Source organism: Pseudomonas sp. N2-3-1-14 (assembly GCF_041228395.1).
Taxonomy (GTDB): Bacteria; Pseudomonadota; Gammaproteobacteria; order Pseudomonadales; family Pseudomonadaceae; genus Aquipseudomonas.
Map to the genome: position 1 here is coordinate 1,938,718 of NZ_CP166199.1, position 22,816 is coordinate 1,961,533.

Below are 22,816 nucleotides of genomic sequence, written 5' to 3' on the forward strand. Positions count from 1 at the left end.
GTAGTGGGGCGGCTGCGCCACCCAACGCGGGGCAAGCCCGCTCGCCACAGGAAGCCCGCTCGCCCAAATCTCAGCGTTTGACTTGCTTCAAGGTCTCGGCAATCAAAAATGCCAATTCCAGCGACTGATCGGCATTCATCCGTGGGTCGCAGTGGGTGTGATAGCGGTCCGACAGGCCATCTTCGGTGATCGGTCGCGCGCCGCCGATGCATTCGGTGACGTTCTGCCCGGTCATTTCGATGTGAATCCCGCCGGCATACGAGCCTTCGGCTTGATGCACCTGGAAGAACTCTTTCACCTCGCCAAGAATCTGCGCAAAGTCGCGGGTCTTGTAGCCGCTGCTGGCCTTGATGGTGTTGCCATGCATCGGGTCGGAGCTCCACAGCACCTGCTTGCCCTCGCGCTGCACGGCGCGGATCAGGTTGGGCAGGTGGTCGCCCACCTTGCCGGCGCCCATGCGCGCGATCAGGTTGAGGCGGCCGGGGTCGTTGTCCGGGTTGAGAATGTCGATCAGGCGGATCAAGTCGTCGGGGTTCATGCTCGGGCCGACCTTGACGCCGATCGGGTTGTTCACCCCGCGCAGGAATTCGACGTGGGCACCGTCCAGCTGACGGGTGCGGTCGCCGATCCAGAGCATGTGCGCCGAGCAATCGTAGTAGTCGTTGGTCAGGCTGTCGCGGCGCACGAAGGCTTGCTCGTAGTTGAGCAGCAGCGCTTCGTGGGCGGTGAAGAAGCTGGTTTCGCGCAGTTGCGGCGAGCTGTCCATGCCGCAGGCGCGCATGAAGGCCAGGGTTTCGTCGATACGGTCGGCCAGCTGGCTGTATTTTTCGGCCAGTGCGGAGTTGGCAATGAAGTCCAGGTTCCACTTGTGCACTTGATGCAGGTCGGCAAAACCGCCCTGAGCAAACGCGCGCAGTAGGTTAAGCGTGGCGGTGGACTGGTGGTAAGACTGCAGCAGGCGATCCGGGTCCGGAACGCGGCTTTTCTCGTCGAAACCGATGCCGTTGACGATGTCGCCACGGTAGGCGGGCAGGGTGACGCCGTCGATGGTTTCATCGTTGGCCGAGCGCGGCTTGGCGAACTGGCCGGCCATGCGCCCGACTTTGACCACCGGGCAGCCGGCGGCGAAGGTCATCACGATTGCCATCTGCAGCAGCACCTTGAAGGTGTCGCGGATTTTTGCCGCGGAGAACTCGGCAAAGCTTTCGGCACAGTCACCGCCCTGCAGCAGGAACGCGCGGCCCTGGGTCACTTCGGCGAACTGACGGCGCAACTCGCGGGCTTCCCCGGCAAACACCAGTGGCGGGTAGCTGGCCAGGTTCTGCTCCACTTGCAGCAAGTGTGCAGCGTCCGGGTACTGGGGTTGTTGCTGGATCGGCAGGGCGCGCCAGCTGTCGGGGCTCCAGGGTTGGCTCATCGTGAACTCGATTGGTTGATTGACGGTGGGGCGCCAATGTTATCAGCAATTAGTGCGTGACCTGTTGCCGCCGGTTGGCCGACAATCGCGCCTTTGCCGTGCGGTAAACCCTTTAGGAGTAGTGATGACCGAGGAGCGTGTCGAGCGCCTGCTGGCCGAAGTCCATGATGATTTCGGCATGATCCGCGTGCTTGAAGTGGCCGATTATCGCTTTCTCGAGTTTGGCGACGCCATCGAGCAAAGCTGCGTATTCACCGCTGACCCAAGTTGGCTGGAGTACGACTACACCCGCGCGATGCTGATTGGCGCGTTGTGCCACGAGCAACCGGAGAGTGCGCTGTTCCTCGGGCTGGGCGCCGGCACGCTGACCCAGGCGTGCCTCAAGTTTCTGCCGCTGGAAGACGTCGAAGCCATTGAGCTGCGCCCGGACGTGCCGCGCCTGGCCATTGAGTACCTGGGGCTGGATGACGATCCGCGCCTGTACATCCGTATTGGCGACGCGCTGCAGTTGCTCGACACCGCCGAATCGGCGGACCTGATTTTCGTCGACCTGTATACCGACGTCGGCCCGGGCGTGGGGCACCTGGCCTGGACCTTCCTGGAAAACTGCCAGAAAAAACTCAACCCTGGCGGCTGGCTGGTGATCAACCAGTGGGCCACCGATGATGGCAAGCCACTGGGTGCGGCGTTGTTGCGCGGGTTGTATCACCGGCATTACTGGGAGCTGCCGGTGAAGGAGGGCAATGTGATTTTGCTGGTGCCTTCGGAGCTGGATCAGGCACTGGACCTGGGTGCGCTGACGGCGCGTGCCGAAGCATTGGCGCCGCGGTTGGGGTACTCGTTACAGGCGTTGATCAAGGCGATTCGGCCGGCGACTTAGTTGCTTGTACTGGCGCCATCGCGGGCAAGCCCGGCTCCCACAGGGGATAGGCGATCAAATGTGGGAGCGGGCTTGCCCGCGATGAGGCCGACACTGTTCACTCAAATCCCTTTGAACACCCCCGGCCGCTTCTCAACCATCGCCCGCACACCCTCTTTGGCATCTTCACTGTTGAGCAGCTTCTCCACCACCACCTGCAACCCGGCGGCGGCAACGGTTTCGCCTTCCATCCGTGCCTGGCGCGCCGACATCAGCGTCGCTTGCACACCCAGCGGCGCCTGGCGGGCAATACGGCTGGCTAGCTCAATGGCGCGCGGCAGCAAATCTTCGCTGGCCATCACTTCCTGCACCAAGCCCAGCCTGAGCGCCTCGTGTGCATCAAATTCATCGCCGGTGAGCAACCAGCGCATGGCGTTGCCCCAGCCGGCCACCTGATGAAAACGTAAGGTCGCGCCGCCAAACGGAAAGATCCCACGCTTTACTTCCATTTGCGCAAAGCGCGTATTGCTCGCGCAAATATTGATATCGGCTGCCAGCATCAACTCGATGCCGATGGTCAGGCAGTAGCCCTGGGCCGCGACGATCACCGGTTTATTGACCCTCGGCCCGGCGAACACACCCCATGGATCGCAGCCGCCCAGTGGCGGTTGCCAGCCTCCGGACATCACGCCGCTGATATTGGCTAGGTCCAGCCCGGCGGTGAAGTGGTCGCCGTGGGCAAACACCACGGCCACCCGGGCCTCGTCGTTTCGATCAAATTCGCCATAGGCCAGGCTCAGCTCATTGAGCAGATCCAGGTCAAAGGCATTGCGCTTGGCCACTCGGTCCAGACCCAACAGCAGGACATGGCCCTGCAACTCACGGCTGACGCGACTGCTGCTGGCTTGATTCATCGGATGTGCCCTCAGGGCTTGGGTGGGTTTCAGACCAAAGGTCTTGATGGGCAGGTGAACCGTTTAAGCGTTATGACCAACAGGGCCGGGCCTTTGAAAAATAGACCCTGGCGCGGCTATCCGCAAAGGCTTTGATGCAGCGCGGTTTATCGGCGCTTTGCGATAAAAAAAGCTCCCTTTTTCAGCTATTTCCGGTATAGTGCGCGCCGGCCTTTAACCGGGCCGCGTTTAGGTAGCGCAATTCCCCGAAGTCAGCTTCGGCTGCACGTCCGCACAGCGGACTCTTCCTTGACGAATCTTTTTCATTCATTCGTTTTCGCAAATCCCCGCCGACAAAGCAGCCAGGGCGACTCTTGAGTCTCAACACGGCATGCGCAGCTTTGGAGCATGGGTCTTTGCGGATGCACTTAGAGGCAGACCCATGACCCAGGAAACCGGCGGCTTCGCCGCTTTTAATCTTAACCCGAACATTCTCGCTGCCGTCATCGCGACCGGCTACGAAGAACCTTCGGCTATTCAGCAGCAATCGATCCCGATCATCATGGCCGGCCAAGACATGATTGGCCAAGCGCAAACCGGTACCGGTAAAACCGCCGCGTTCGCCCTGCCAATCCTGCACTGCATCGATCCTGCCAAGCGCGAGCCGCAAGCCCTGATCCTGGCGCCAACCCGTGAGTTGGCGCTGCAAGTAGCAACCGCTTTTGAAACCTACGCCAAGCAAATGCCAGGCGTAACCGTTGTGGCCGTTTACGGCGGCGCGCCTATGGGCCCACAACTGAAAGCAATCCGTAACGGCGCACAGATCGTTGTCGCCACTCCGGGCCGTCTGTGCGACCACCTGCGTCGTGACGAAAAAGTCCTGTCGACCGTGAACCACCTGGTTCTGGACGAAGCTGACGAAATGTTGAAGCTGGGCTTCATGGATGACCTGGAAGTCATCTTCAAGGCGCTGCCACCAACCCGTCAGACCGTATTGTTCTCGGCCACCCTGCCACAGTCGATCCGTGCCATTGCCGAACGCCACCTGCGCGATCCGCAACACGTGAAGATCCAGACCAAGACTCAGACCGTTACCGCGATCGAACAGGCCCACCTGTTGGTTCACGCTGACCAGAAGACCTCGGCTGTATTGAGCCTGCTGGAAGTCGAAGACTTCGACGCCCTGATCATGTTCGTGCGCACCAAGCAAGCGACCCTGGACCTGGCCAGTGCCCTGGAAGCCAAAGGCTACAAAGCCGCTGCGCTGAACGGTGACATTGCCCAGAACCAACGTGAGCGCGTGATCGACTCCCTCAAGGATGGCCGTCTGGACATCGTTGTGGCGACCGACGTTGCTGCCCGTGGTCTCGACGTTCCACGTATCACCCACGTGTTCAACGTTGACATGCCGTACGACCCAGAGTCCTACGTTCACCGTATCGGCCGTACCGGCCGTGCCGGTCGCGAAGGTCGTGCACTGCTGCTGGTGACTCCGCGTGAGCGCCGCATGCTGCAAGTGATCGAGCGTGTAACCGGTCAGAAAGTTGCCGAAGTCCGCCTGCCGGATGCTCAGGCCGTTCTCGATGCTCGCATCAAGAAACTGACCAACAGCCTGTCGCCGCTGGTGGCTGACGCTGAATCGACCCACGGCGAACTGCTGGACCGCCTGACGGCCGATATCGGTTGCACCCCGCGTGCCCTGGCTGCAGCCCTGCTGCGCAAGGCTACCAACGGTCAAGCGCTGACCCTGGCTGCGATCGAGAAAGAACGTCCACTGGTGCCGAACAACGCTCCGCGCGGTGATCGTCCAGAGCGTACTGGCGACCGTCCAGACCGTGGTGATCGTGAGCGTCGTGCTCCGGTTCCATTGGCTGAAGGCCGTGCTCGTTGCCGTACCGCGCTGGGCGCGCGTGATGGCATCGCGGCCAAGAACCTGCTGGGCGCTATCCTCAACGAGGGTGGCCTGGCACGTGAAGCGATCGGTCGTATCCAGGTTCGTGACAGCTTCTCCCTGGTGGAGCTGCCGGAAGACGGTCTGGAAAAACTGCTGGCCAAGCTCAAAGACACTCGCGTTGCCGGTAAGCAGCTGAAGCTGCGTCGCTACCGCGAAGATTGATCCGCCCTTGGGCTGATTGATCGCACATAAAAAATCCCCGACTGGTTCGGGGATTTTTTTTGCCTGGATTTCAGGTTTGGATTAGCACTCAATCCCACATTTAGATCTGCGTTAGCCGAAGCGGTAGATGTCCATCCCGAGCGCACCCATGGTGAACCCCTGATGCGCCACGCTGAATGCGCCACCCGCGCCGCGCGCAAAATACAGCGGCAACAGGTGCTCGTCACTCGGATGGCTGCGCACGGCATGCGGCGCCTGGCGGCGATAATCGTGCAAGGCCGCCTCGTCGTTGGCGGCGAGTTTGTCCACTACCCAGTCGCGGAAATCGCGCGCCCAAGGCTCAATGCTCTCAGGTCCGGCATGCCAGTCCAGTTCGCCCAGGTTGTGGGTGATGCTGCCCGAACCGATCAACAGCACGCCTTGCTCACGCAAACTGGCCAGGGCATGCCCGACGCGGGTTTGCAGGGCAGGGCCCATACGGCTTGGCAGCGACACCTGCACCACCGGAATATCGGCGGCCGGGTACATCAGTGAAAGGGGCACCCAGGTGCCATGGTCGAACGGGCGCTGGTCATCGACGCGAGCCTCAAGGCCATCAGCCTTGAGCAGTTCGACTATCTGGGCTGCCAACTGCGGGTCACCGGGTGCGGGGTACTGCACGGCGAACAAATCCCGTGGGAAGCCGCCGAAATCGTGCCAGGTCTCGGGTGCGGCGCTGCCGGTAACCAGCAGGCCCTGGCTTTCCCAGTGCGCTGAGACCACCACAATGGCCTTGGGCCGTGGCAACTCGGCCGCCAGGCGCTTGAGTGCCGGGCCGCTGGCACCGGGTTGCAGGGCGAGCATGGGCGAACCGTGGGAGATAAACAGGCTGGGGAACATAAGTAGGGTCCTGAGCGTTAACATGGGCCCATCTTCAATCAGATCATTGATCTAAATCTAATATAAGTTTTAGCGCCTTTTGATCGAATTTTCAGGGTGATTCCATGGAGCCTAAGTTTTGGCAAGAGCGTTGGGCACGCAACCAGATCGGTTTTCATCTGCCCGAGGTCAACCCCTACCTGCAACGCCACTGGCCAAAACTGGCCTTGGTTGAAGGGGCAAAGGTGTTGGTGCCGCTGTGCGGCAAAAGCCTGGATCTGATGTGGCTGGCAAGCTTGGGTTATCGCGTGCTGGGTGTGGAGCTGTCCGAGCAGGCGGTGCAGGCGTTCTTCAGTGAGCAAGGGCTGGTGCCCAGGATCAGTCAGCGTGGCGTGTTCAAGGTGTACCAGGCGGATCTGATCGAGGTGTGGTGCGGCGATTTCTTTGCCTTGGACGCCGAAGCGCTGGCCGATTGCTCCGCGCTTTACGATCGCGCGGCATTGATCGCGTTGCCGCCGTTGATGCGGGCGCAGTACGCCGAGCATCTGAATGCCTTGTTGCGCCCGGGCTGTCAGGGTTTGCTGATCACCCTCGACTACGATCAGACACAAAAGGCTGGCCCGCCGTTTGCGGTAACCGATGATGAGGTGAAGGTGTTGCTGGGCTCGCACTGGACTGTGCAGGTGGTGGAGGAGCAAGACATCCTGGGTGAGAGTTGGAAGTTTGTGCAAGACGGTGTCACGCGGCTGGAAGAGCGCGTGTACCAACTGACAAAGTACTGACCCTGCTATAGCCATCGCGGGCAAGCCCGGCTCCCACATTGACCGCGTCGCTCACCGTGTATGTGAACCTGAGCAGATCCTTGTGGGAGTCGGGCTTGCCCGCGATGGCGATTCAAGCACTCAAAAAAAAGGGGCGATCAGATCGCCCCTTTTTTGTGTTACCGCGCAGCTATCAGCCCCGGCGACGCAATGCGTCGATCCGCTCTTCCAGCGGCGGGTGGCTCATGAACATGCGTGCAAAACCTTGCTTGATGCCACCGTTGATACCAAACGCGGTCAGGCTGTCCGGCATGTGCACGGGCAGGCCTTGTTCGGAGCGCAAGTGTTGCAGTGCCGCAATCATCGCCCCGGTACCGGCCAGGCGGGCACCGGCTTCGTCCGCGCGGAACTCGCGTTTGCGCGAAAACCACATGGTGATCGCGCTGGCCAGGAAGCCCAGCACCACCTCGGCAAAGAGGGTCGCCACGAAGTAGGCAATGCCGCGGCCTTCTTCGTTCTTGAAGATCACCTTGTCGACGAAGTTGCCGATGATCCGTGCAAAGAACATCACGAAGGTGTTCACCACGCCTTGTACCAGCGCCAGGGTGACCATGTCGCCGTTGGCCACGTGGCCGATCTCGTGGGCCAGTACCGCTTTCACTTCGTCGTAGGAGAAGCGTTCGAGCATGCCCTGGCTCACCGCAACAAGGGCGTCGTTCTTGTTCCAGCCGGTGGCAAAGGCGTTGGCCTCATACGCCGGGAAAATCCCGACCTCAGGCATCTTGATGCCAGCCTCGCGGGACAACTGCTCAACGGTCTGCAGCAACCATTGCTCATGGCGGGTGCGTGGCTGGGTGATGACCTGGGTGCTGGTGCTCATCTTCGCCATCCACTTGGAGATGAACAGCGAGAAGATCGAGCCGGCAAAACCAAAGACTGCACAGAAGACCAGCAGCTGATTGAGGTTCAGATCAACCCCGTTGGCCGCCATGAACCCGTTGAAGCCGAACAGGCTCAGGGTGATGCTGGCAATCAGCACGACCGCCAGGTTAGTGGCCAAGAACAGCAGGATGCGCATCATGGTTGTAGAATTCTCCTCATGCTTAATATGTCGCGTACTGCGGGGTATATAAGGTGCGGCCTGGGGCTATTCAACCGAGCGACTATTTCAAACTGTGTCCTACAGCCTGAATGTAGAGCCTTGAAAGGATTTTCCGAGCCGAAAAGCCAGCCGCGATCACCCCATTCAAGCCTTCGCGCCCTGCAATTATAGGAGGCTGACCGGTCCGTGGCGTGCAGCGGCAGGGAGGAGGGGACGGCGGGTAGAGAAGTGTTGCCAGATACTCGCCGTACGACCGAATGTCGATCGTACGGCGGCATGTGCGTTATTGGCGATAGGACTTGAGGAAGTTGCCGATGCGACCAATGGCCATGTCCAGGTCGTCCACTCGCGGCAATGTCACCACGCGGAAGTGATCCGGCCACGGCCAGTTGAACGCCGTTCCCTGTACCACCAGCAGCTTTTCCGACAGCAGCAGGTCGAGCACGAATTTCTCGTCGTTGAGGATCGGGCAGACTTTCGGGTCGATCCGTGGGAACGCATACAGCGCGCCCATGGGTTTCACGCAGCTCACGCCGGGGATCGCGTTGAGCAACTCCCAGGTACGGTTGCGCTGCTCCAGCAGGCGGCCCTGAGGCAGTACCAGGTCGTTGATGCTCTGGTAGCCGCCGAGTGCGGTCTGGATTGCATGCTGGCTCGGCACGTTGGCACACAGGCGCATATTGGCCAGCATGTCGATGCCTTCGATGTAGCTCTGGGCGTTGTGCTTGGGCCCGGAGATGGCGATCCAGCCAGAGCGGAAACCCGCCACGCGGTAGGATTTGGACAGGCCGTTGAAGGTCAGGCATAGCAGGTCCGGCGCCAGGGAGCCGGTGCAGATGTGCACGGCGTCGTCGTAAAGGATCTTGTCGTAGATCTCGTCGGAGAACACCACCAGGTTGTGCTGGCGTGCCAGCTCGAGCATGCCCAGCAACACTTCCCTGGAGTACACGGCGCCGGTCGGGTTGTTCGGGTTGATGATCACCAGGGCCTTGGTGTTCGGCGTGATCTTGGCCTTGATGTCGGCCAGGTCCGGGAACCAGTCGGCGCCTTCATCGCACAGGTAGTGCACCGGGTGGCCGCCAGCCAGGGTCACGGCAGCGGTCCACAGCGGGTAGTCGGGCGCCGGCACCAGCACTTCGTCGCCGTTGTTGAGCAAGGCCTGCATGGACATCACGATCAGCTCGGACACGCCGTTGCCCAGGTAGATGTCTTCGATGCCGACACCTTCCACCTGCTTCTGCTGGTAGTACTGCATCACGGCTTTACGCGCGCTGAACAGGCCCTTGGAGTCGCTGTAGCCCTGAGCGGTCGGCAGGTTGCGGATCACGTCCTGGAGGATTTCGTCCGGCGCTTCGAAACCAAACGGCGCCGGGTTGCCAATGTTCAGCTTGAGGATGCGATGGCCTTCCTCTTCCAGGCGTTTGGCGTGCTTGAGCACTGGGCCGCGAATGTCGTAGCAGACGTTGGCGAGCTTGTTCGATTTGCTGACCTGCATGGCGATGTGATCCTGAAAATGAACGATCCAGACGGCGTGGACACTACCGTACTGCGAATCCTGCGAGGCCTGCACCCATAAATACGTTTGAATGCCGGTAGCGCGGGTGCCAGACTGGCGTTTTTAAGAGGCGCAATCATACGTGCCGCCTGTTCCGTGGAAAAGATACAGATCAGGCTTTTTCAGTTGCCGAGGTGGATTGATGGATAAGTTGCAGAAAACCCTGGATGAGTGGCGGGACATGCTCGACCCCGCGCAGTATCAGGTGTGTCGTCTCAAGGGCACCGAGCGCCCGTTCAGCGGCAAATACAACGAAACCAAAACCGACGGTGTGTATCACTGCATCTGTTGCAATGAGCCGCTGTTCGATTCCAGCACCAAGTTCGACTCCGGCTGCGGCTGGCCGAGCTTCTACGCGCCGATCGCCGACAGCGCGATGATCGAGATCCGCGACGTCAGCCACGGCATGATCCGCACCGAAGTCACCTGCGCCAAGTGCGATGCGCACCTGGGGCATGTGTTCCCGGATGGTCCGCCGCCGACTGGTTTGCGCTACTGCATCAACTCGGTGTGCCTGGACCTCGTCCCGCGCTAGGGCCGGCAGCACCTTCCAAGTGTGGGAGCGGGCTTGCTCGCGAATGCGGTGTGTCAGCCAGCTTATTGGTAGCTGACCCACTGCATTCGCGGGCAAGCCCGCTCCCACTTTTGTATCGGACGTGAATGAAGGAATTGATGTGAGCAAATAGGGCCTCATCAATGCGGTCAATTAAATTGCACACAATTGAATTGCCTACTATCTTTTCAGGTCTTTCCCCTGTTTGAGGCACTGCCATGAGCAACAACCTGCTGAGCATCCCGTGCACCACCATCAAAGGTGAGCAAAAGACCTTGGCCGACTTCGCCGGCAAGGCCATTTTGGTGGTCAACACCGCCAGCAAATGTGGCTTCACCCCGCAGTACAAGGGGCTCGAACAACTCTGGCAGCAATACAAGGACCAGGGCCTGGTGGTGCTGGGGTTCCCCTGCAATCAATTCGGCAAGCAGGAGCCCGGCAACGAAGGCGCGATTTCCGAGTTCTGCGAGTTGAATTTCGGTGTCAGTTTCCCGCTGTTCAAGAAGATCGACGTCAACGGCAGCGAGGCCCACCCGCTGTTCGTGCAGCTTAAAAAACAAGCGCCGGGCTTGCTGGGTTCCAAGGGCATCAAGTGGAACTTCACCAAGTTCCTGATCGGTCGTGACGGTCAGGTGGTCAAGCGTTTTGCCCCGACCACCAAGCCTCAGGACCTGACCCAAGAGATTGAAGCCCTGCTCAAATGATCGATGTATCCGGCGTGTCCCTGGCACTGGACGACCAGCTGTGTTTCAAGCTCTACGCTGCCTCACGGGCGGTGACGCGTGCCTATAAGCCAATGCTTGACCGGCTGGGCCTGACCTACCCGCAGTACGTGGTCATGCTGGTGCTGTGGGAGTGGCACGAGGCAACGGCCCCGCAGCCGACCGTCAAGGCCTTGGGCGAGCGGCTGATGCTCGATTCGGGCACATTGACGCCGCTGCTCAAGCGTCTTGAGCAACTGGCTCTGGTGAGCCGCCAACGCAGCGCACGGGATGAGCGGGAAGTGCACCTGGGTCTGACTCAGGCCGGTGTGCAGTTACGCCACCAGACTCACCGCCTGAAAACCCGCTTGCTGTGTGACAGCGGCATCGACCTGAACCAGGCCGATGCCTTGCGCGAAGGCCTGGACCAGTTGCTGGCGCAGATCAAAGGGTTGTCGTCTGCGGCACCCACAGGTCCAGCAGAGCCTTGAGTTCTTCGCGGCGGAACGGTTTGGCCAGGTAGTCATCCATGCCCGCGGCCCGGCAACGCTCGCGCTCTTCCGAGAGCGCGTTGGCCGTCAAGGCGACAATGGGCAAATCGGGCCAGCGCCCGCTGCGGCGAATCTGCCGGCTGGCTTCGTAGCCATCCATTACCGGCATGTTGCAGTCCATCAGCACCATGTCAAAGCGCTGCTCTTCAAGAAACTTGAGCGCTTCGCCACCGTGCGCGGCCACCACCACTTCGCAGCCGAGCTTGCTGAGCATGCCTTTGGCCACCAGTTGATTGACCGGGTTGTCCTCCACCAGCAGGATGCGCGCCCGGTGCGTAAACGGCGCGGCTTCCATCTGGATCGGGTCGAGGATCAGTGGCGCGTCGCTGCGCAAATTGCGTTGCAGGATCTGATACAGCGCGTTGCGGCTCAAAGGGCGCGCCTGTTGCTGCAGCGGCGCCAGGGCTGCCACTTCCTCACTGGGCATAAAGTTGCCGTAGGCGGTGACCAGCAGAATGGGCGCCTTGATGGCTGGGCGCAGGCGGAACAGGCACTCCGGGCAATCGGTGATCAACAGGTCGGGATTTTGCCCGCTCAGGTCGTCGTCTTGAGAATAAACGCGCGGCGCCAGCCCCCAGTGAGGCAACAGGGTTGTGAGCAATTCCGTCAGGCCGCTGCCGGCGTTGGTGATGGCAATGACTTCGCCTGCCAGTGGCGCGTAACGCGTCGCGGGCAAATGCGTGGGCAGTGGCAGGTCGGCGCAGAACTGGCTGCCAAACCCGACTTCCGAGCTAATGCTCAGCCGGCCCTTCATCGCTTCACACAGATTGTGCGTCAACGCGAGCCCCAGCCCCGTGCCACCAAACTGGCGGGTGATGCCTGCGCCGGCCTGGGTGAACGGCTGGAATATTTTTACCTGCGCATCCTGAGCGATGCCGATACCGGTATCACACACTTCAATCTTCACCCGGCCCTCACTGGCGCTCAGGCGCACGTCGACTCGGCCAAAGCGCGTGAACTTCAAGGCGTTGGAGAGCAAGTTGCTGACGATTTGCCGCACGCGTGTCGGGTCGCCAATCACTTGGGCGGGAAACAGTGGGTCGATCAAGCACGTCAGTTCAACGCTCGGTGCTGCGTTCTGCGACAGCAGGTTGGCGGTGTCTTCCACCAGCGAGCTAAGATCGAACGGGATACGCTCCAGCTCCAGCTGGCCGGCATCGAACTTGGACAGGTCGAGGATATCGTTGAGCAATTCCACCAGCACTTTGCCGGAGTCATGGGCAATCGACAGTTGCTGGCGCTGCTCGGCATTCAACGGGCTGTCCAGCGAGAGGGCGATCATGCCCAGCAGGCCATTGAGCGGCGTGCGAATCTCGTGGCTCATGTTGGCCAGGAACGCCGCCCGTGCCTGGGCCATGCCCAGCGCCGTCATCTTCGCAGCCTCCAACTCATCATTGGACTGGCTCAGGCGTTGGTTGCTGGCCTTGAGCTCCAGCGTGCGTGCGGAGACGATATCTTCCAGTTGGCCCAGGTACTCGGTGAGTCGGTCCTCGGCGTGGCGGCGCTGCTGGATTTCGGTCTCCATGTTTTCGAACTGCTGGTTGGCGACACTGACCAGCACGCCGATTTCGTCGTTTTCGTGCCCTGGCGGGCAATCCAGATGCGCCTGCTTGCTGGTGCTCAGCGCGCGGATGATGCGCACCAGCGGCTGGGTCAGCATCACGTAAAACAGGCCCAACAGGATGCCGGTCAGCAGCAGGCTGCGGGCAAAGCCGTTAAGCAGTGTGATCTCGGCGCGGTGCAGGAAACGGCTGCCGAAGGCGTAAGTGTCGACGTCCAGGCGCAGAACGCCCAAAGAGTCATTAGGCATGTGGCTGAGGAACAACCGATCCTCAAACTGGCGGTTGGCGCCAAACAGAAAATCGCTGATGGGCCGGTACGTGCTTTCCTTGCGCGGGCGATCAACGTCGGCCAGGACCACGCCATTGTTGTCGACCAATTGCGCACGGGTGATCGCCGGGGAGTGCAGCAGGCCCAGCGTCAGTTCCTGGGCGAGTTCGGCGTCGATGTTGTAGGCGATACGGGAGGCGGGGTTATGGCTGATTTCGATCAGCGAGCGGATTTCACGGTTGATGGATGCGTCTTCGCTGGCATAATCAATGCCGATTTGGATCAGACTGAGCAAGGTTCCCAAGACGAAACCGACCAGCACAGTCAATCGAGCTTGTTTATAAGACAAGCGGTGGGCGAACTTGATATCCATCGGGTGTTGAACCACTTCACGTTTCCCTTCGCCCGGCAAGCATAGCTGAACATCCACCGGCTTTGGCTTGCTCGGCATAATCATTGATTTTTTTACAGGTGCAGCCCTGTCGCGGTCTGCCGCAGGGTTGCCAATACGCCATCTTTTGCAAGAACTTGCCAGAGGAATAGTCGTGGATAATCGATTGAATGCCTTTCTTGAGCGTGCCGACGCGGTACTTGCACGCCTGGAACCGTTGTTGCCGGCGCCCCGCCAAGCCATCGACTGGGACCAGTGCCTCGCCGCCCGCTGGCAGCGCGAAGGCCGCAGTGGCTTTTTGCTGCCCCTGGAAGTCAGCCTGGACATGCGCCTCAGCGACCTGATCGGTGTGGACAAGCAACGCGAACAACTGGCCCGCAACACCCAACAGTTTCTCGATGGCTTGCCCGCCAACCACGCGCTGCTGTGGGGGTCGCGCGGCACGGGCAAATCGTCCATGGTGCGCGCCTTGCTCGCCCAGCACGCCAAGGCCGGCTTGCGCCTGATTGAAATCGAGCGCGATCACCTGGCCGACTTGCCGCGCGTGGTCGAGCAACTGCTCAAGCTGCCGCAGCGGTTCATCCTGTTCTGTGATGACTTGTCGTTCGAGGCCGGCGAGGGCGACTACCGCGTGCTCAAGAGTGTGCTGGACGGCTCGCTGGAGCAGGCGCCAGAAAACGTGCTGTTGTATGCCACCTCCAACCGCCGTCACCTGGTGCCGGAAAACCAGAGCGACAATGACAACTGGAAACGCGTGGACGGCGAGCTGCACCCCAGCGAGGCCGTCGAAGATAAAATCGCCTTGTCCGACCGGTTTGGCCTGTGGTTGTCGTTCTACCCGTTCTCTCAGGAACATTTCCTGGACGTGGTCGAGCACTGGATTGGCGAACTGGCCAGCAAGGCCGGTTTGCAATGGCAGCGCGATGAAGCGCTGGATATTTTGGCCGTACGTTGGGCCACCGGGCGCGGCAACCGCAATGGCCGGTGCGCGTATCAATTCGCCCGTTACTGGGTGGGTCTCAAGTTGTTGGAGCGTCAACCATGATCGATTTGCAACAGGCCGGCACGGGCCTGGATGGCTATGCAATGCTGTGTGCGCAACTGGAATCGCTGCTGGCCGATGAACGCGACTTCATCGCCAACAGCGCGCAGTTCTCTGCGTTTCTGTTCAACCAGCTGGATGACCTTAACTGGGCCGGCTTCTACCTCAACCGTGACGAAGAGCTGGTGCTTGGCCCGTTCCAGGGCCAGATTGCCTGCGTGCGCATTCCGTTCGGTCGTGGCGTGTGCGGCGCGGCGGCGGCATCGCGGCAAACCCAGCGGGTGGAGGACGTTCACGCGTTCCCTGGGCATATCGCCTGTGACAGCGCTTCGAACAGCGAACTGGTGGTGCCGCTGATCAAGGACGGCCAACTGATTGGCGTCCTTGATCTGGACAGCCCGTCGCTGGCGCGCTTTACCGCGCAGGACCAGGCGGGCATCGAACAGCTGGCAGCGATTTTCCTGCGTCTGACCGACTGCTGACCGGTGGCGGCAGGGGGAGTGCAAACACTCGCCCTGCCTATTGCAAGACGTCCAGTTCATTAAGGCGCATCTGCAGCATCCTCTCCAATTCAAGCATGCATTTTTCCAGGCTCTTGATGCCGGTTTCGATCTTCGGCCGATCCTCACCCTGGGCGCAGGCGTGCTCCAGCGCTTCACATTCGCCGGCCAGCGCAGCGGCCTGCACGATGCGCGCAGCTCCCTTGATCTTGTGGGCCTGGTCAATGATGGCCTGGAGCGATGCCTGTTGCGCCAACATGGCGGTCAGTTCCTGACGGTCATGACGGCTGCTGTTGAGCAATTCTTCAAGCAGGCGGCGACTCAGCTGTGGGTCGCCGCCCGTCAGCGCCTCCAGGCTGCTGAGGTCGAGCCTCACACCGCCGGGTGGCTGGCCGATCTGCGCCAGTTGCCGCTCCAGCACCGTCAGGCTGATTGGCTTGAACAGGCAGTCGTTCATGCCCGCTTGCGCGCAACGCAGTTTCTCTTCCGGCTGGGCATTGGCGGTGAAGCCCAGCACGACGCAGGCCGGCAGCTGTTCGCGCTGTTCATACTCACGGATCGAGCGGGTCAATTCGTAGCCGTTCATGATCGGCATGTTGCAGTCGGCGATGACCAGGTCGAAGCGTTCCTGACGCCATGCCTTGAAGCCGGCGGCACCGTGCTGGGCTGCGGTGAACTGATGGCCCAGATAACCCAGTTGCTGACACATCAGCAGGCGGTTCGCGGGATGGTCATCCACCACCAGTACGTTGAGCACCGGCGCAAGCGCCGGGGGCGCGGGTTTGAGTTCGCCCACGGGCTGGACCGGCTGCAGGCGGGGCATTTTCAAGTTGACATGCACTTGGGTGCCCACCATCGGCACACTGCTCAGGCTCAGTTGCCCGCCCATCATTGCGCACAGGCTTCGGCAGATCACAAGCCCCAGGCCGGCACCGCTCCGGGCCAGGTGCCCGGAGTTGTCGGCCTGGGCAAACGGCTCGAACAGGCGCAGCTGGTCGTCGCGACTGATACCAATGCCGGTGTCCTCGACCACCAGTTTCATCTCGACCTGCTGCGGTTGATCGGTGGGTTGCACGTCCACTTTGATGTGCACCCGCCCGCGCTCGGTGAACTTGATCGCATTACTCACCAGGTTGGACAGCACCTGTTTGAAGCGTAACGGGTCGATCAGCACCTCGGTGTCATCCAGCTCGGGCTTGAACTCCAGCAGCAGGCTGAGGGTTTTCTGCCGTGCCAGGCCATCGAACACGCGCACCACCGACTCGATGACTTCGCGCAGGTTCACGCGTTCCGGCGCCAGGCTCAAACGGCCGGACTCGATGCGCGCGATGTCCAGAATATCGCCGATCAATTCCAGCAGGTCTTTGGCCGAGTTGTAGGCCACTTCAATGGCCGGGCGGTCGAGATGGCCCTGGTCAGCCCGCTTGAGGGTCAACTCCAGCATGCCGATCACGGCGTTCATCGGCGTGCGGATTTCATGACTCATGGTGGCGAGGAAAGTACTTTTGGCCCGGTTCGCTTCATCGGCGCGTTCCTTGGCGGCGCGCAACTCGTCGAACAGCTGGCGCCGCTCACTGATGTCGATCCAGCCCCCGATGATGCCCTGGACTTCACCAACGGAGTCACGGTAGGGAAGAATCCAGTGATAGATCGTCAGTTTTTTTCCATGCAGGTGCAGGGTGCGGTCGAGAATCAGCGTGTTGCCCTGCGCCACGACTTGCTGGTAGTCCGCGTGGTATTGCGCCGCCTCCGATTCCCGGGCCATGTCCATCTGGATCACGCTCTTGCCGATCACGTCTTCACGCTTGACGCCGAAGACCTGCAAGTAACTGTCATTACAGGTTTGCAACAGGCCGTTTCGATCACGCACATAGATCGGGTGCGGGGTTTCGTTGACCAGTGCGCGCATGAACTCGAACTGATCGTTGAGGGCGCGCTCGGCCATTTTCCGATGCTTGATCTGGCGGCGCATGTGGGCGTTCCAGGTCAGTGAAATCAGCAGCAACAGCCCGGTGCCAACGATGATTTGCGCGATCAACTGGTGGTAGTTGCGCCAGTAACTGTCGGAGGCGGCGGTGTAGCCGCGCCAGCGACTGTTGATCACGCCCATTTCGTCCGGAGCAATGCTCAGCAGGGCCTTGTCCAGGATTGAGCTCAGTTCGACGGCGCGGCGTGGCGTCGCCAGGGCGAACGTGGCGGGAAGGGTGCCGATACTGGTGCTGATCTGCAGTTTGTCCTGGAAAACCTGCGAGGACAGGAAGTAGTTGGCGATCACCAGCGAGTTGACGGCACCTTCCACATTGCCTTGGGCCAGCATTTCGGATGCTTTGAAAGTGTCGCCGACCTCCACCAGGCGAATCTGCGGGAAGTCCTGCGTGAGGATTTTTTCCAGTGGGTTGCCCACGGTGATAGCCAGGCGCTTGCCTGCCATCTGCTCCAGGTTTGAGGGTGCGCCGGGCTCTTTGCGGGTGAGCAGGACGTAGGAGTTTTCCAGGTAAGGGCGACTGAAACTCAGCGAAGCCTCCCGTTCAACGCTGGGGACAATGGCCCCGATGATATCGGCTTTCCCGGTGGTGACCTGTTCGATCATCGCGTTGACTTCGCGACTGCGCAGGATCTTGAAACGTAACCCGGTGCGCAGGCGTATCAGTTCCAGCAAGTCTGCGGTGATGCCGCGAAAATTGCCTTCGGCGTCGAAAAACGTCAGCGGCGCGAAGGTCTCATTGACGACGACTGTTACCACCGGATGGTCTTTGAGCCAACGCTCTTCGCGCTGGGTCAGCTGCAGCTTCTTGTCGGTCAGCAAGATATCGCTGCCGGCGCTCCAGCGCTTGGCGATGCTGTCGCGCTCATTGATGGGGATGGCGGCCAGCACCGAATCGACGATGCTCAGCAAAGTGCGCTGTTCCTGGCGCAGCGCAAAGCTGAAGCCATAGGCTTCATGCTTGCCGAAGTTGGCCATGCGGATGTTTTTCAGGTAGCCCTTGTTGATCATGTAATGGGTGGAAATGGTATCGCCCAAAAACACGTCGGCCTGGTCGAACGCCACTGCATTCAAGGCGTTTTGGTACGAGGGATAGGCGCGGATGTTGGCCTTTGGGTACAGCTTCTGCACTTCATTCAACGGCAGGTAGTGGTAGACCAGGCTCAAGCGCAGTCCGGCCAGCCCATTGCCCAGATTGTAGTTTTCCCCCTCACGGGTCACGAGTACGGGTTGGTCCACCGCGTATGGCTGCGACAGGATGAGATTCGGGTTGGCGGCTTCAAAGCCGTTGGAGGAGCCCAACAGGTCGATTTCACCTGTTTCAAGCGCGTGGATCGATGCTTCTCGGGTGGGGTAGCGCACCACTTTCACGGGCAATGCCAGGGCTTGGGCCAACAGCCCTGCGTAATCGGCGGTCAGGCCCTCGTAGTCGCGGCCGCTGGAGGTCAGGTCGAAGGGCGGGTAGTCCGGTGCCGAAGTGCCGAGCACCAGCTCGCGTTTGTTCTGTAACCACTGGCGCTGGGCCTTGTCCAGTTGAACATCCAGTTGTACCGCACTTGCACGGCTCAACAGCGTGAAGTGTTCCGGGCCGGGAGCGGGGTCCGCAGGCACCGTCGTGCTGAAACACACACCGGCGATTAATATAATCAAATAGTCCTTTATACGGCTGGGCATCCGCTTTCTCACACTAGCGCGTTTCGTTTTGCCATCTCGATAAGTTCTACCAAGGACTTGGCTTTAAGTTTTTGCATTAGCCTTTTTTTGTAAGTGCTTACTGTTTTGTTACTTAGAAACATCCCTTTGGCGATTTCCTTATTGGTGCGACCTTGTGCGAAAAGTTGTAATACCATCAGTTCCCGGTCGTTCACTGTTTTAAACAGTTCAAGTTCCAGCGTGTCTGTGCCGTCTGCATTACCATTGAGGGCCTGGCTGGGAAAATAGTTATAACCCGACAGCACGGCGCGGATGGCACTCAGCAGTTCGCTGAGGTCGCCTTCCTTGCACACATAGCCATCTGCGCCCGAGCGCATGCAGCGGGTGGCAAACAGCGTCGGGCTCTGAGCGGTCAGAATCAGGGTTTTCATCGATGTGTTCATGGCGTTGAACCGGCACAGCACTTCGAGGCCGTCAAGTTTGGGAATGCTGATATCCAAAATGATCAAGTCCGGCAGGCATTCGCGAACCATTTGTATCGCATCACAACCGTTGTCCGTTTCACCGACGACTTTATAACCCTCATGTTCCAGCAACATGCGGATCGCCAGCCTGATAACGGGGTGGTCATCAATGATAAAAACCGTGTTCATAATCACATTCCATGCAAGTGCAAATAAAGCGGGCACATTAGCTCAGAAGGAGAGGGAGGAGCATGAACCATGGTGGGAACAGGTATAAAACAGGAGAATTCCTACATGAAAAAAGGTAGTTACCTACCAGTTGTTAAGGCTTTGTGACGCTGGATGTAAGCAAGTTTTAATTCGGTGCAGTCATTGACAGTGCCAGCGATTCAGCGATTGGCCCAGGTATATTTTCGTAGGTAGGCAGAGTTTAAAGTCCTACATTTATAATCGGATCAGGGGCGCAATCAACTTTGCAAGTTCGTCTTTATTCAGCGGTTTGGATAAATAACCAAGCAGCGGCAAACCACGCTGCAGGGCTTGGGTGGTCAGGTTGAAGAGTTCCGAGGAAGGCAGCCCGCTCAGCAGAATGGCGCCGGTTATAAAGTGTTGGCGACTGGCAATTTCCACCAGCTCCAGGCCGAGTAAATCAGGCAGGCATTGGTCGCACAGCATCAGGTCAAACGGCCTTTTGGATTCAGACATCGCGCGGATCGCCTGTTCGGCATTTTCTGCCAGCGTCAGGTGGTCGAAGCCGAAGGTGTTAAGCAGGCACTGAGTGGCCAGAAGCTGAAAGGGGTGATCCTCCACCAATAGGATTCGAAGAGGGTGTCTGGGCATAGGGGCACACGGGTCAGTCAAGCGTCGATGGGTGGCGCGTAGGAATTGCTCGCCAGGTCCGCCAGAAGCGGGCGTGATTATTCCTTGAATGAGTGTACGAATTCGATCAGGCAGCTCTGTTCCCGTCGTAGGCAGATTCTGTTCGGGGAACAGGCGGCGTGATCGCAAGCGTCATTGTGGGCTTGAACGCCCGGTCATCTCCCGCGCCATCTCGGTGGCGTAGCTGTCGGTCATGCCGGCAATAAAGTCGATCATGCGCATGAACGAGGCGTGTAACGGCCACGCCGGGTCCGGTGCGCTGTTGCCGAGCAGGTCGAGGATGCGCCGGTTCTTGAACGACGGCGTGCGCCCGCCATGCTGCTCCAGCGCGGCACCGCAAAACGCATTCAAGAGGATTTCCAGGGTGGTGTAGGCGCCGATTTCATGCAGGGTCTTGCGCTTGTCCTGGAAGATTTTCTTGCGGGCCATGTCCTTGGCATCCAGCACGCAACGCTTGGCGGGGCCATGCATGTGCTCCACCAGATCGCCCGGCAGTGTGCCGGCAAGCAACGCATCCTGCTGTTCCACGAAAGCCCGGGCGGCGGCATTGGTCAGGTGCTCGATGGCCTTGCCGCGCAAAATCGCCAGCTTGCGCCGGCGCGAGTCCTGTGCCCCCAGTTGCCGATAAGTCTGGGGCAGGTCGTCACCCACCAGGTCGAGCAACAGCGACTCGACCTCGGCGTATTCGAGCAACTCCATTTCCAGGCCGTCTTCGAGGTCGATCAAGGCGTAGCAGATATCGTCTGCCGCCTCCATCAGGTACACCAGCGGGTGACGGGCCCAGCGTTGTTCTTCCAGTTGCGGCAGGCCAAGCCTGTGGGCGATCTGTTCAAGAATCGGCAGCTCGCTCTGGTAACAGCCGAACTTATGCTTCTTGTACCCAAGCGAGTCGGCGTGGCGGGCGGTCCAGGGGTATTTCAGGTAGGTGCCCAGGGTGGCATAGGTCAGGCGAGTGCCGCCGTCGAACTGGTGGTACTCAAGCTGGGTCAGCACCCGAAAACCCTGGGCGTTGCCTTCGAAATTGAGGAAATCATTGCGCTCGGCACTGCTCATGTCGTCCAGCCAGCCGCGCCCGGCCGCCTGTTGAAACCAGTGGCGGATGGCATCTTCGCCGGAATGCCCGAACGGCGGATTGCCGATGTCATGGGCCAGGCAAGCCGATTGCACGACCATGCCCAGATCGCTGGGGTCGCACCAGTCGGGCAGGGCGCTGCGCAGGGTTTCGCCCACGCGCATGCCGAGCGAACGGCCGACGCAACTGACTTCCAGCGAGTGGGTCAGGCGCGTATGAATATGATCGTTGCTGGACACCGGGTGCACTTGGGTCTTGCGGCCCAGGCGGCGGAAGGCGCCGGAGAAAATGATACGGTCATGGTCTTTGTGAAACGGGCTGCGGCCGAGTTCTTCCGGGCTGTGCAGAGGCTTTCCAAGACGTTCGCGGGTAAGCAGGGTGGGCCAATCCAAGGCGGGTACTCTCCGTGCGGTGAATGACCCTCCCAGCTTCCCGGTTCAGCTGCACCGGGGCAAGCGAAAATCTACAAGCCGACCGCGTCTATATCGATTAACAGCAAACGCTGACCGTTATCGAAGAATTGTCCGGCGGTCAGGCAATACTGATTGGTGGTGGCGTCGCGGTAAGTCGAAGAGAGGGTCAGACGCCGCTCCTCCCAGCCTTCGGCCAGCAGGTGATAGAAGTAGGGGCGCCACGACCAGTTGTGCCCCAGGTAGCGGCTGTCGGCCTGCCAGGCGTCCTGGCGCCATTCGAAGTTGGGCGTCAGCTGGGTGCCATGCCGGTCGCACTGATAAAAGCGCAGCAGCCAGGGGAAATCCGGCAATTGAGGTAACTGGTCCAGCGGCGCCTGGCCCTGCGCCCAGTTCTGCAGGATCTTCATCAGTTCGGCCAGTTGCAGGCGCAACTGCATGATGCGGCCGCGTTCAGCCAGTTTCTGCTGCACGTAAACCGTACGCAGGCGAGCAAACTGCGGTACGAAGGCATCGGTGGCAAACCAGTCGAGTTGCGCCTGGGCAAACAGGTAACCCTGCACATACCGCGCGCCGCATTCCAGGGCGAAGCTCAGCTGCGCCTCGGTTTCCACGCCCTCGGCGATGATCCAGCAGCCAGTCTTCTCAGCCATTTGCGCCAGCGCACGCACGATCTCACTGCTCGGTCCGCCCTTGGCGGCTTCCTGGAACAGGCGCATGTCCAGCTTGAGGATATCCGGCTGCAGCGCGAGTACGCGGTCAAGCTGGGAGTAGCCGGCACCGAAGTCATCGATGGCAATGCGTGCACCGGCCTCACGATAGCGCGCCACCACCTCGGCCAGACGCTGGATGTCTCCGCCCAGTTCAGTGATCTCGAACACAATGCGCTGCGGATCGACGCCATGCGCATGCACCTGCTTCAGGCTGGGCAAGGCTTGGCCGGGGCGCAGACGGTTGATCCAGCGGGGCGAGATGTTCAGGCTCAAAAACCAGTCTGCGGGCGCTTCATGCAGGCGGCTCAAGGCATTGTCGCGGATCTGCCGGTCGAGGCAGCGCAAGGCCACGCCCGGTGTGCGCGGGTCGGCAAACAGCGGGCCGACTGACAGCAAGCGCCCATCAGCCTGGCGCAGACGGCCGAGTGCCTCGACGCCGGCGATGCGCCCGGTGGCAGTGTCGATAAATGGCTGGAAGCAGGCGAGCGGTTGCCCGTCGATCACGGGGCCTC

General features: G+C 60.3%; 19 protein-coding genes. 8 read left to right on the forward strand and 11 right to left on the reverse strand.

The features are described 5' to 3' along the window. Positions 1-70: 70 nt before the first annotated feature. Positions 71-1,417: a class II 3-deoxy-7-phosphoheptulonate synthase gene (locus AB5I78_RS09025; RefSeq protein WP_078047560.1), complete on the reverse strand. Its 1,347-nt coding sequence runs from the start codon at positions 1,415-1,417 to the stop codon at positions 71-73. A gap of 124 nt (positions 1,418-1,541) precedes the next feature. Between AB5I78_RS09025 and AB5I78_RS09030 the strand changes: the two genes are divergently transcribed. Next, positions 1,542-2,297 (forward strand): spermidine synthase, encoded by a 756-nt coding sequence (locus AB5I78_RS09030; RefSeq protein WP_369300532.1) that lies wholly within the window; start codon positions 1,542-1,544, stop codon positions 2,295-2,297. Positions 2,298-2,398: 101 nt separating this feature from the next. Here AB5I78_RS09030 and AB5I78_RS09035 read toward each other — a convergent pair whose 3' ends face one another. Continuing rightward, positions 2,399-3,190 carry a crotonase/enoyl-CoA hydratase family protein gene (locus tag AB5I78_RS09035; protein ID WP_369300531.1) on the reverse strand — a complete coding sequence of 264 codons (792 nt, stop codon included), beginning with the start codon at positions 3,188-3,190 and terminating at the stop codon, positions 2,399-2,401. 421 nt (positions 3,191-3,611) lie between these two features. Between AB5I78_RS09035 and AB5I78_RS09040 the strand changes: the two genes are divergently transcribed. Further along, on the forward strand, positions 3,612-5,285 hold the full coding sequence (locus tag AB5I78_RS09040) for a DEAD/DEAH box helicase (RefSeq protein ID WP_053255160.1): 1,674 nt from the start codon (positions 3,612-3,614) through the stop codon (positions 5,283-5,285). Positions 5,286-5,396: 111 nt separating this feature from the next. Here AB5I78_RS09040 and AB5I78_RS09045 read toward each other — a convergent pair whose 3' ends face one another. Beyond that, complete coding sequence (locus AB5I78_RS09045; RefSeq protein WP_369300529.1) at positions 5,397-6,164, reverse strand: class III extradiol ring-cleavage dioxygenase; 768 nt, start codon at positions 6,162-6,164, stop codon at positions 5,397-5,399. A 104-nt stretch (positions 6,165-6,268) separates the two neighbouring features. Between AB5I78_RS09045 and AB5I78_RS09050 the strand changes: the two genes are divergently transcribed. Further along, positions 6,269-6,925 (forward strand): thiopurine S-methyltransferase, encoded by a 657-nt coding sequence (locus AB5I78_RS09050; RefSeq protein WP_369300527.1) that lies wholly within the window; start codon positions 6,269-6,271, stop codon positions 6,923-6,925. 172 nt (positions 6,926-7,097) lie between these two features. Here AB5I78_RS09050 and htpX read toward each other — a convergent pair whose 3' ends face one another. Beyond that, positions 7,098-7,985 (reverse strand): protease HtpX, encoded by an 888-nt coding sequence (htpX, locus tag AB5I78_RS09055; protein ID WP_145165111.1) that lies wholly within the window; start codon positions 7,983-7,985, stop codon positions 7,098-7,100. A 304-nt stretch (positions 7,986-8,289) separates the two neighbouring features. Further along, positions 8,290-9,501, reverse strand: coding sequence for a pyridoxal phosphate-dependent aminotransferase (locus tag AB5I78_RS09060; protein ID WP_027607001.1), 1,212 nt, complete (start codon positions 9,499-9,501; stop codon positions 8,290-8,292). Between the two features lie 202 nt (positions 9,502-9,703). Here AB5I78_RS09060 and msrB point away from each other — a divergent pair, with 202 nt between their 5' ends. The 3 genes from msrB to AB5I78_RS09075 all read left to right on the forward strand — a co-directional run bounded on the left by msrB (position 9,704) and on the right by AB5I78_RS09075 (position 11,306). Then, positions 9,704-10,096 carry a peptide-methionine (R)-S-oxide reductase MsrB gene (msrB, locus tag AB5I78_RS09065; RefSeq protein WP_214246443.1) on the forward strand — a complete coding sequence of 131 codons (393 nt, stop codon included), beginning with the start codon at positions 9,704-9,706 and terminating at the stop codon, positions 10,094-10,096. Between the two features lie 236 nt (positions 10,097-10,332). After that, positions 10,333-10,818, forward strand: a complete 486-nt coding sequence (locus AB5I78_RS09070; protein ID WP_176998239.1) for a glutathione peroxidase — start codon at positions 10,333-10,335, stop codon at positions 10,816-10,818. Continuing rightward, a complete protein-coding gene (locus AB5I78_RS09075) occupies positions 10,815-11,306 on the forward strand; it encodes a MarR family winged helix-turn-helix transcriptional regulator (protein ID WP_369300524.1) in 492 nt (163 codons plus the stop codon). The genes AB5I78_RS09070 and AB5I78_RS09075 overlap by 4 nt, the downstream gene beginning before the upstream one ends. On the opposite strand, the gene AB5I78_RS09080 is transcribed toward AB5I78_RS09075, so the two are convergent. After that, the gene (locus AB5I78_RS09080) at positions 11,260-13,569 is read right to left on the reverse strand and encodes a response regulator (RefSeq protein WP_145165102.1); all 2,310 of its coding nucleotides are present in this window, start codon (positions 13,567-13,569) and stop codon (positions 11,260-11,262) included. The genes AB5I78_RS09075 and AB5I78_RS09080 overlap by 47 nt on opposite strands. 172 nt (positions 13,570-13,741) lie before the next feature. Here AB5I78_RS09080 and AB5I78_RS09085 point away from each other — a divergent pair, with 172 nt between their 5' ends. Further along, complete coding sequence (locus tag AB5I78_RS09085; protein WP_369300522.1) at positions 13,742-14,632, forward strand: ATP-binding protein; 891 nt, start codon at positions 13,742-13,744, stop codon at positions 14,630-14,632. Next, on the forward strand, positions 14,629-15,111 hold the full coding sequence (locus AB5I78_RS09090; RefSeq protein ID WP_145165098.1) for a GAF domain-containing protein: 483 nt from the start codon (positions 14,629-14,631) through the stop codon (positions 15,109-15,111). Before AB5I78_RS09085 ends, AB5I78_RS09090 begins: the two co-directional genes overlap by 4 nt. Before the next feature lie 37 nt (positions 15,112-15,148). Here the strand turns inward: AB5I78_RS09090 and AB5I78_RS09095 are convergent, their stop codons facing one another. The 5 genes from AB5I78_RS09095 to AB5I78_RS09115 form a co-directional block, all read right to left on the reverse strand. Continuing rightward, positions 15,149-18,787 (reverse strand): transporter substrate-binding domain-containing protein, encoded by a 3,639-nt coding sequence (locus AB5I78_RS09095; RefSeq protein ID WP_369300520.1) that lies wholly within the window; start codon positions 18,785-18,787, stop codon positions 15,149-15,151. 8 nt (positions 18,788-18,795) lie between these two features. Beyond that, positions 18,796-19,419, reverse strand: coding sequence for a response regulator transcription factor (locus AB5I78_RS09100; RefSeq protein WP_106576804.1), 624 nt, complete (start codon positions 19,417-19,419; stop codon positions 18,796-18,798). A 255-nt stretch (positions 19,420-19,674) separates the two neighbouring features. After that, a complete protein-coding gene (locus AB5I78_RS09105) occupies positions 19,675-20,070 on the reverse strand; it encodes a response regulator (RefSeq protein ID WP_145165094.1) in 396 nt (131 codons plus the stop codon). Between the two features lie 171 nt (positions 20,071-20,241). After that, the gene (locus tag AB5I78_RS09110; RefSeq protein ID WP_106576802.1) at positions 20,242-21,573 is read right to left on the reverse strand and encodes a deoxyguanosinetriphosphate triphosphohydrolase; all 1,332 of its coding nucleotides are present in this window, start codon (positions 21,571-21,573) and stop codon (positions 20,242-20,244) included. Positions 21,574-21,644: 71 nt separating this feature from the next. Continuing rightward, on the reverse strand, positions 21,645-22,808 hold the full coding sequence (locus AB5I78_RS09115) for an EAL domain-containing protein (protein WP_145165092.1): 1,164 nt from the start codon (positions 22,806-22,808) through the stop codon (positions 21,645-21,647). Between the last annotated feature and the right edge of the window lie 8 nt (positions 22,809-22,816).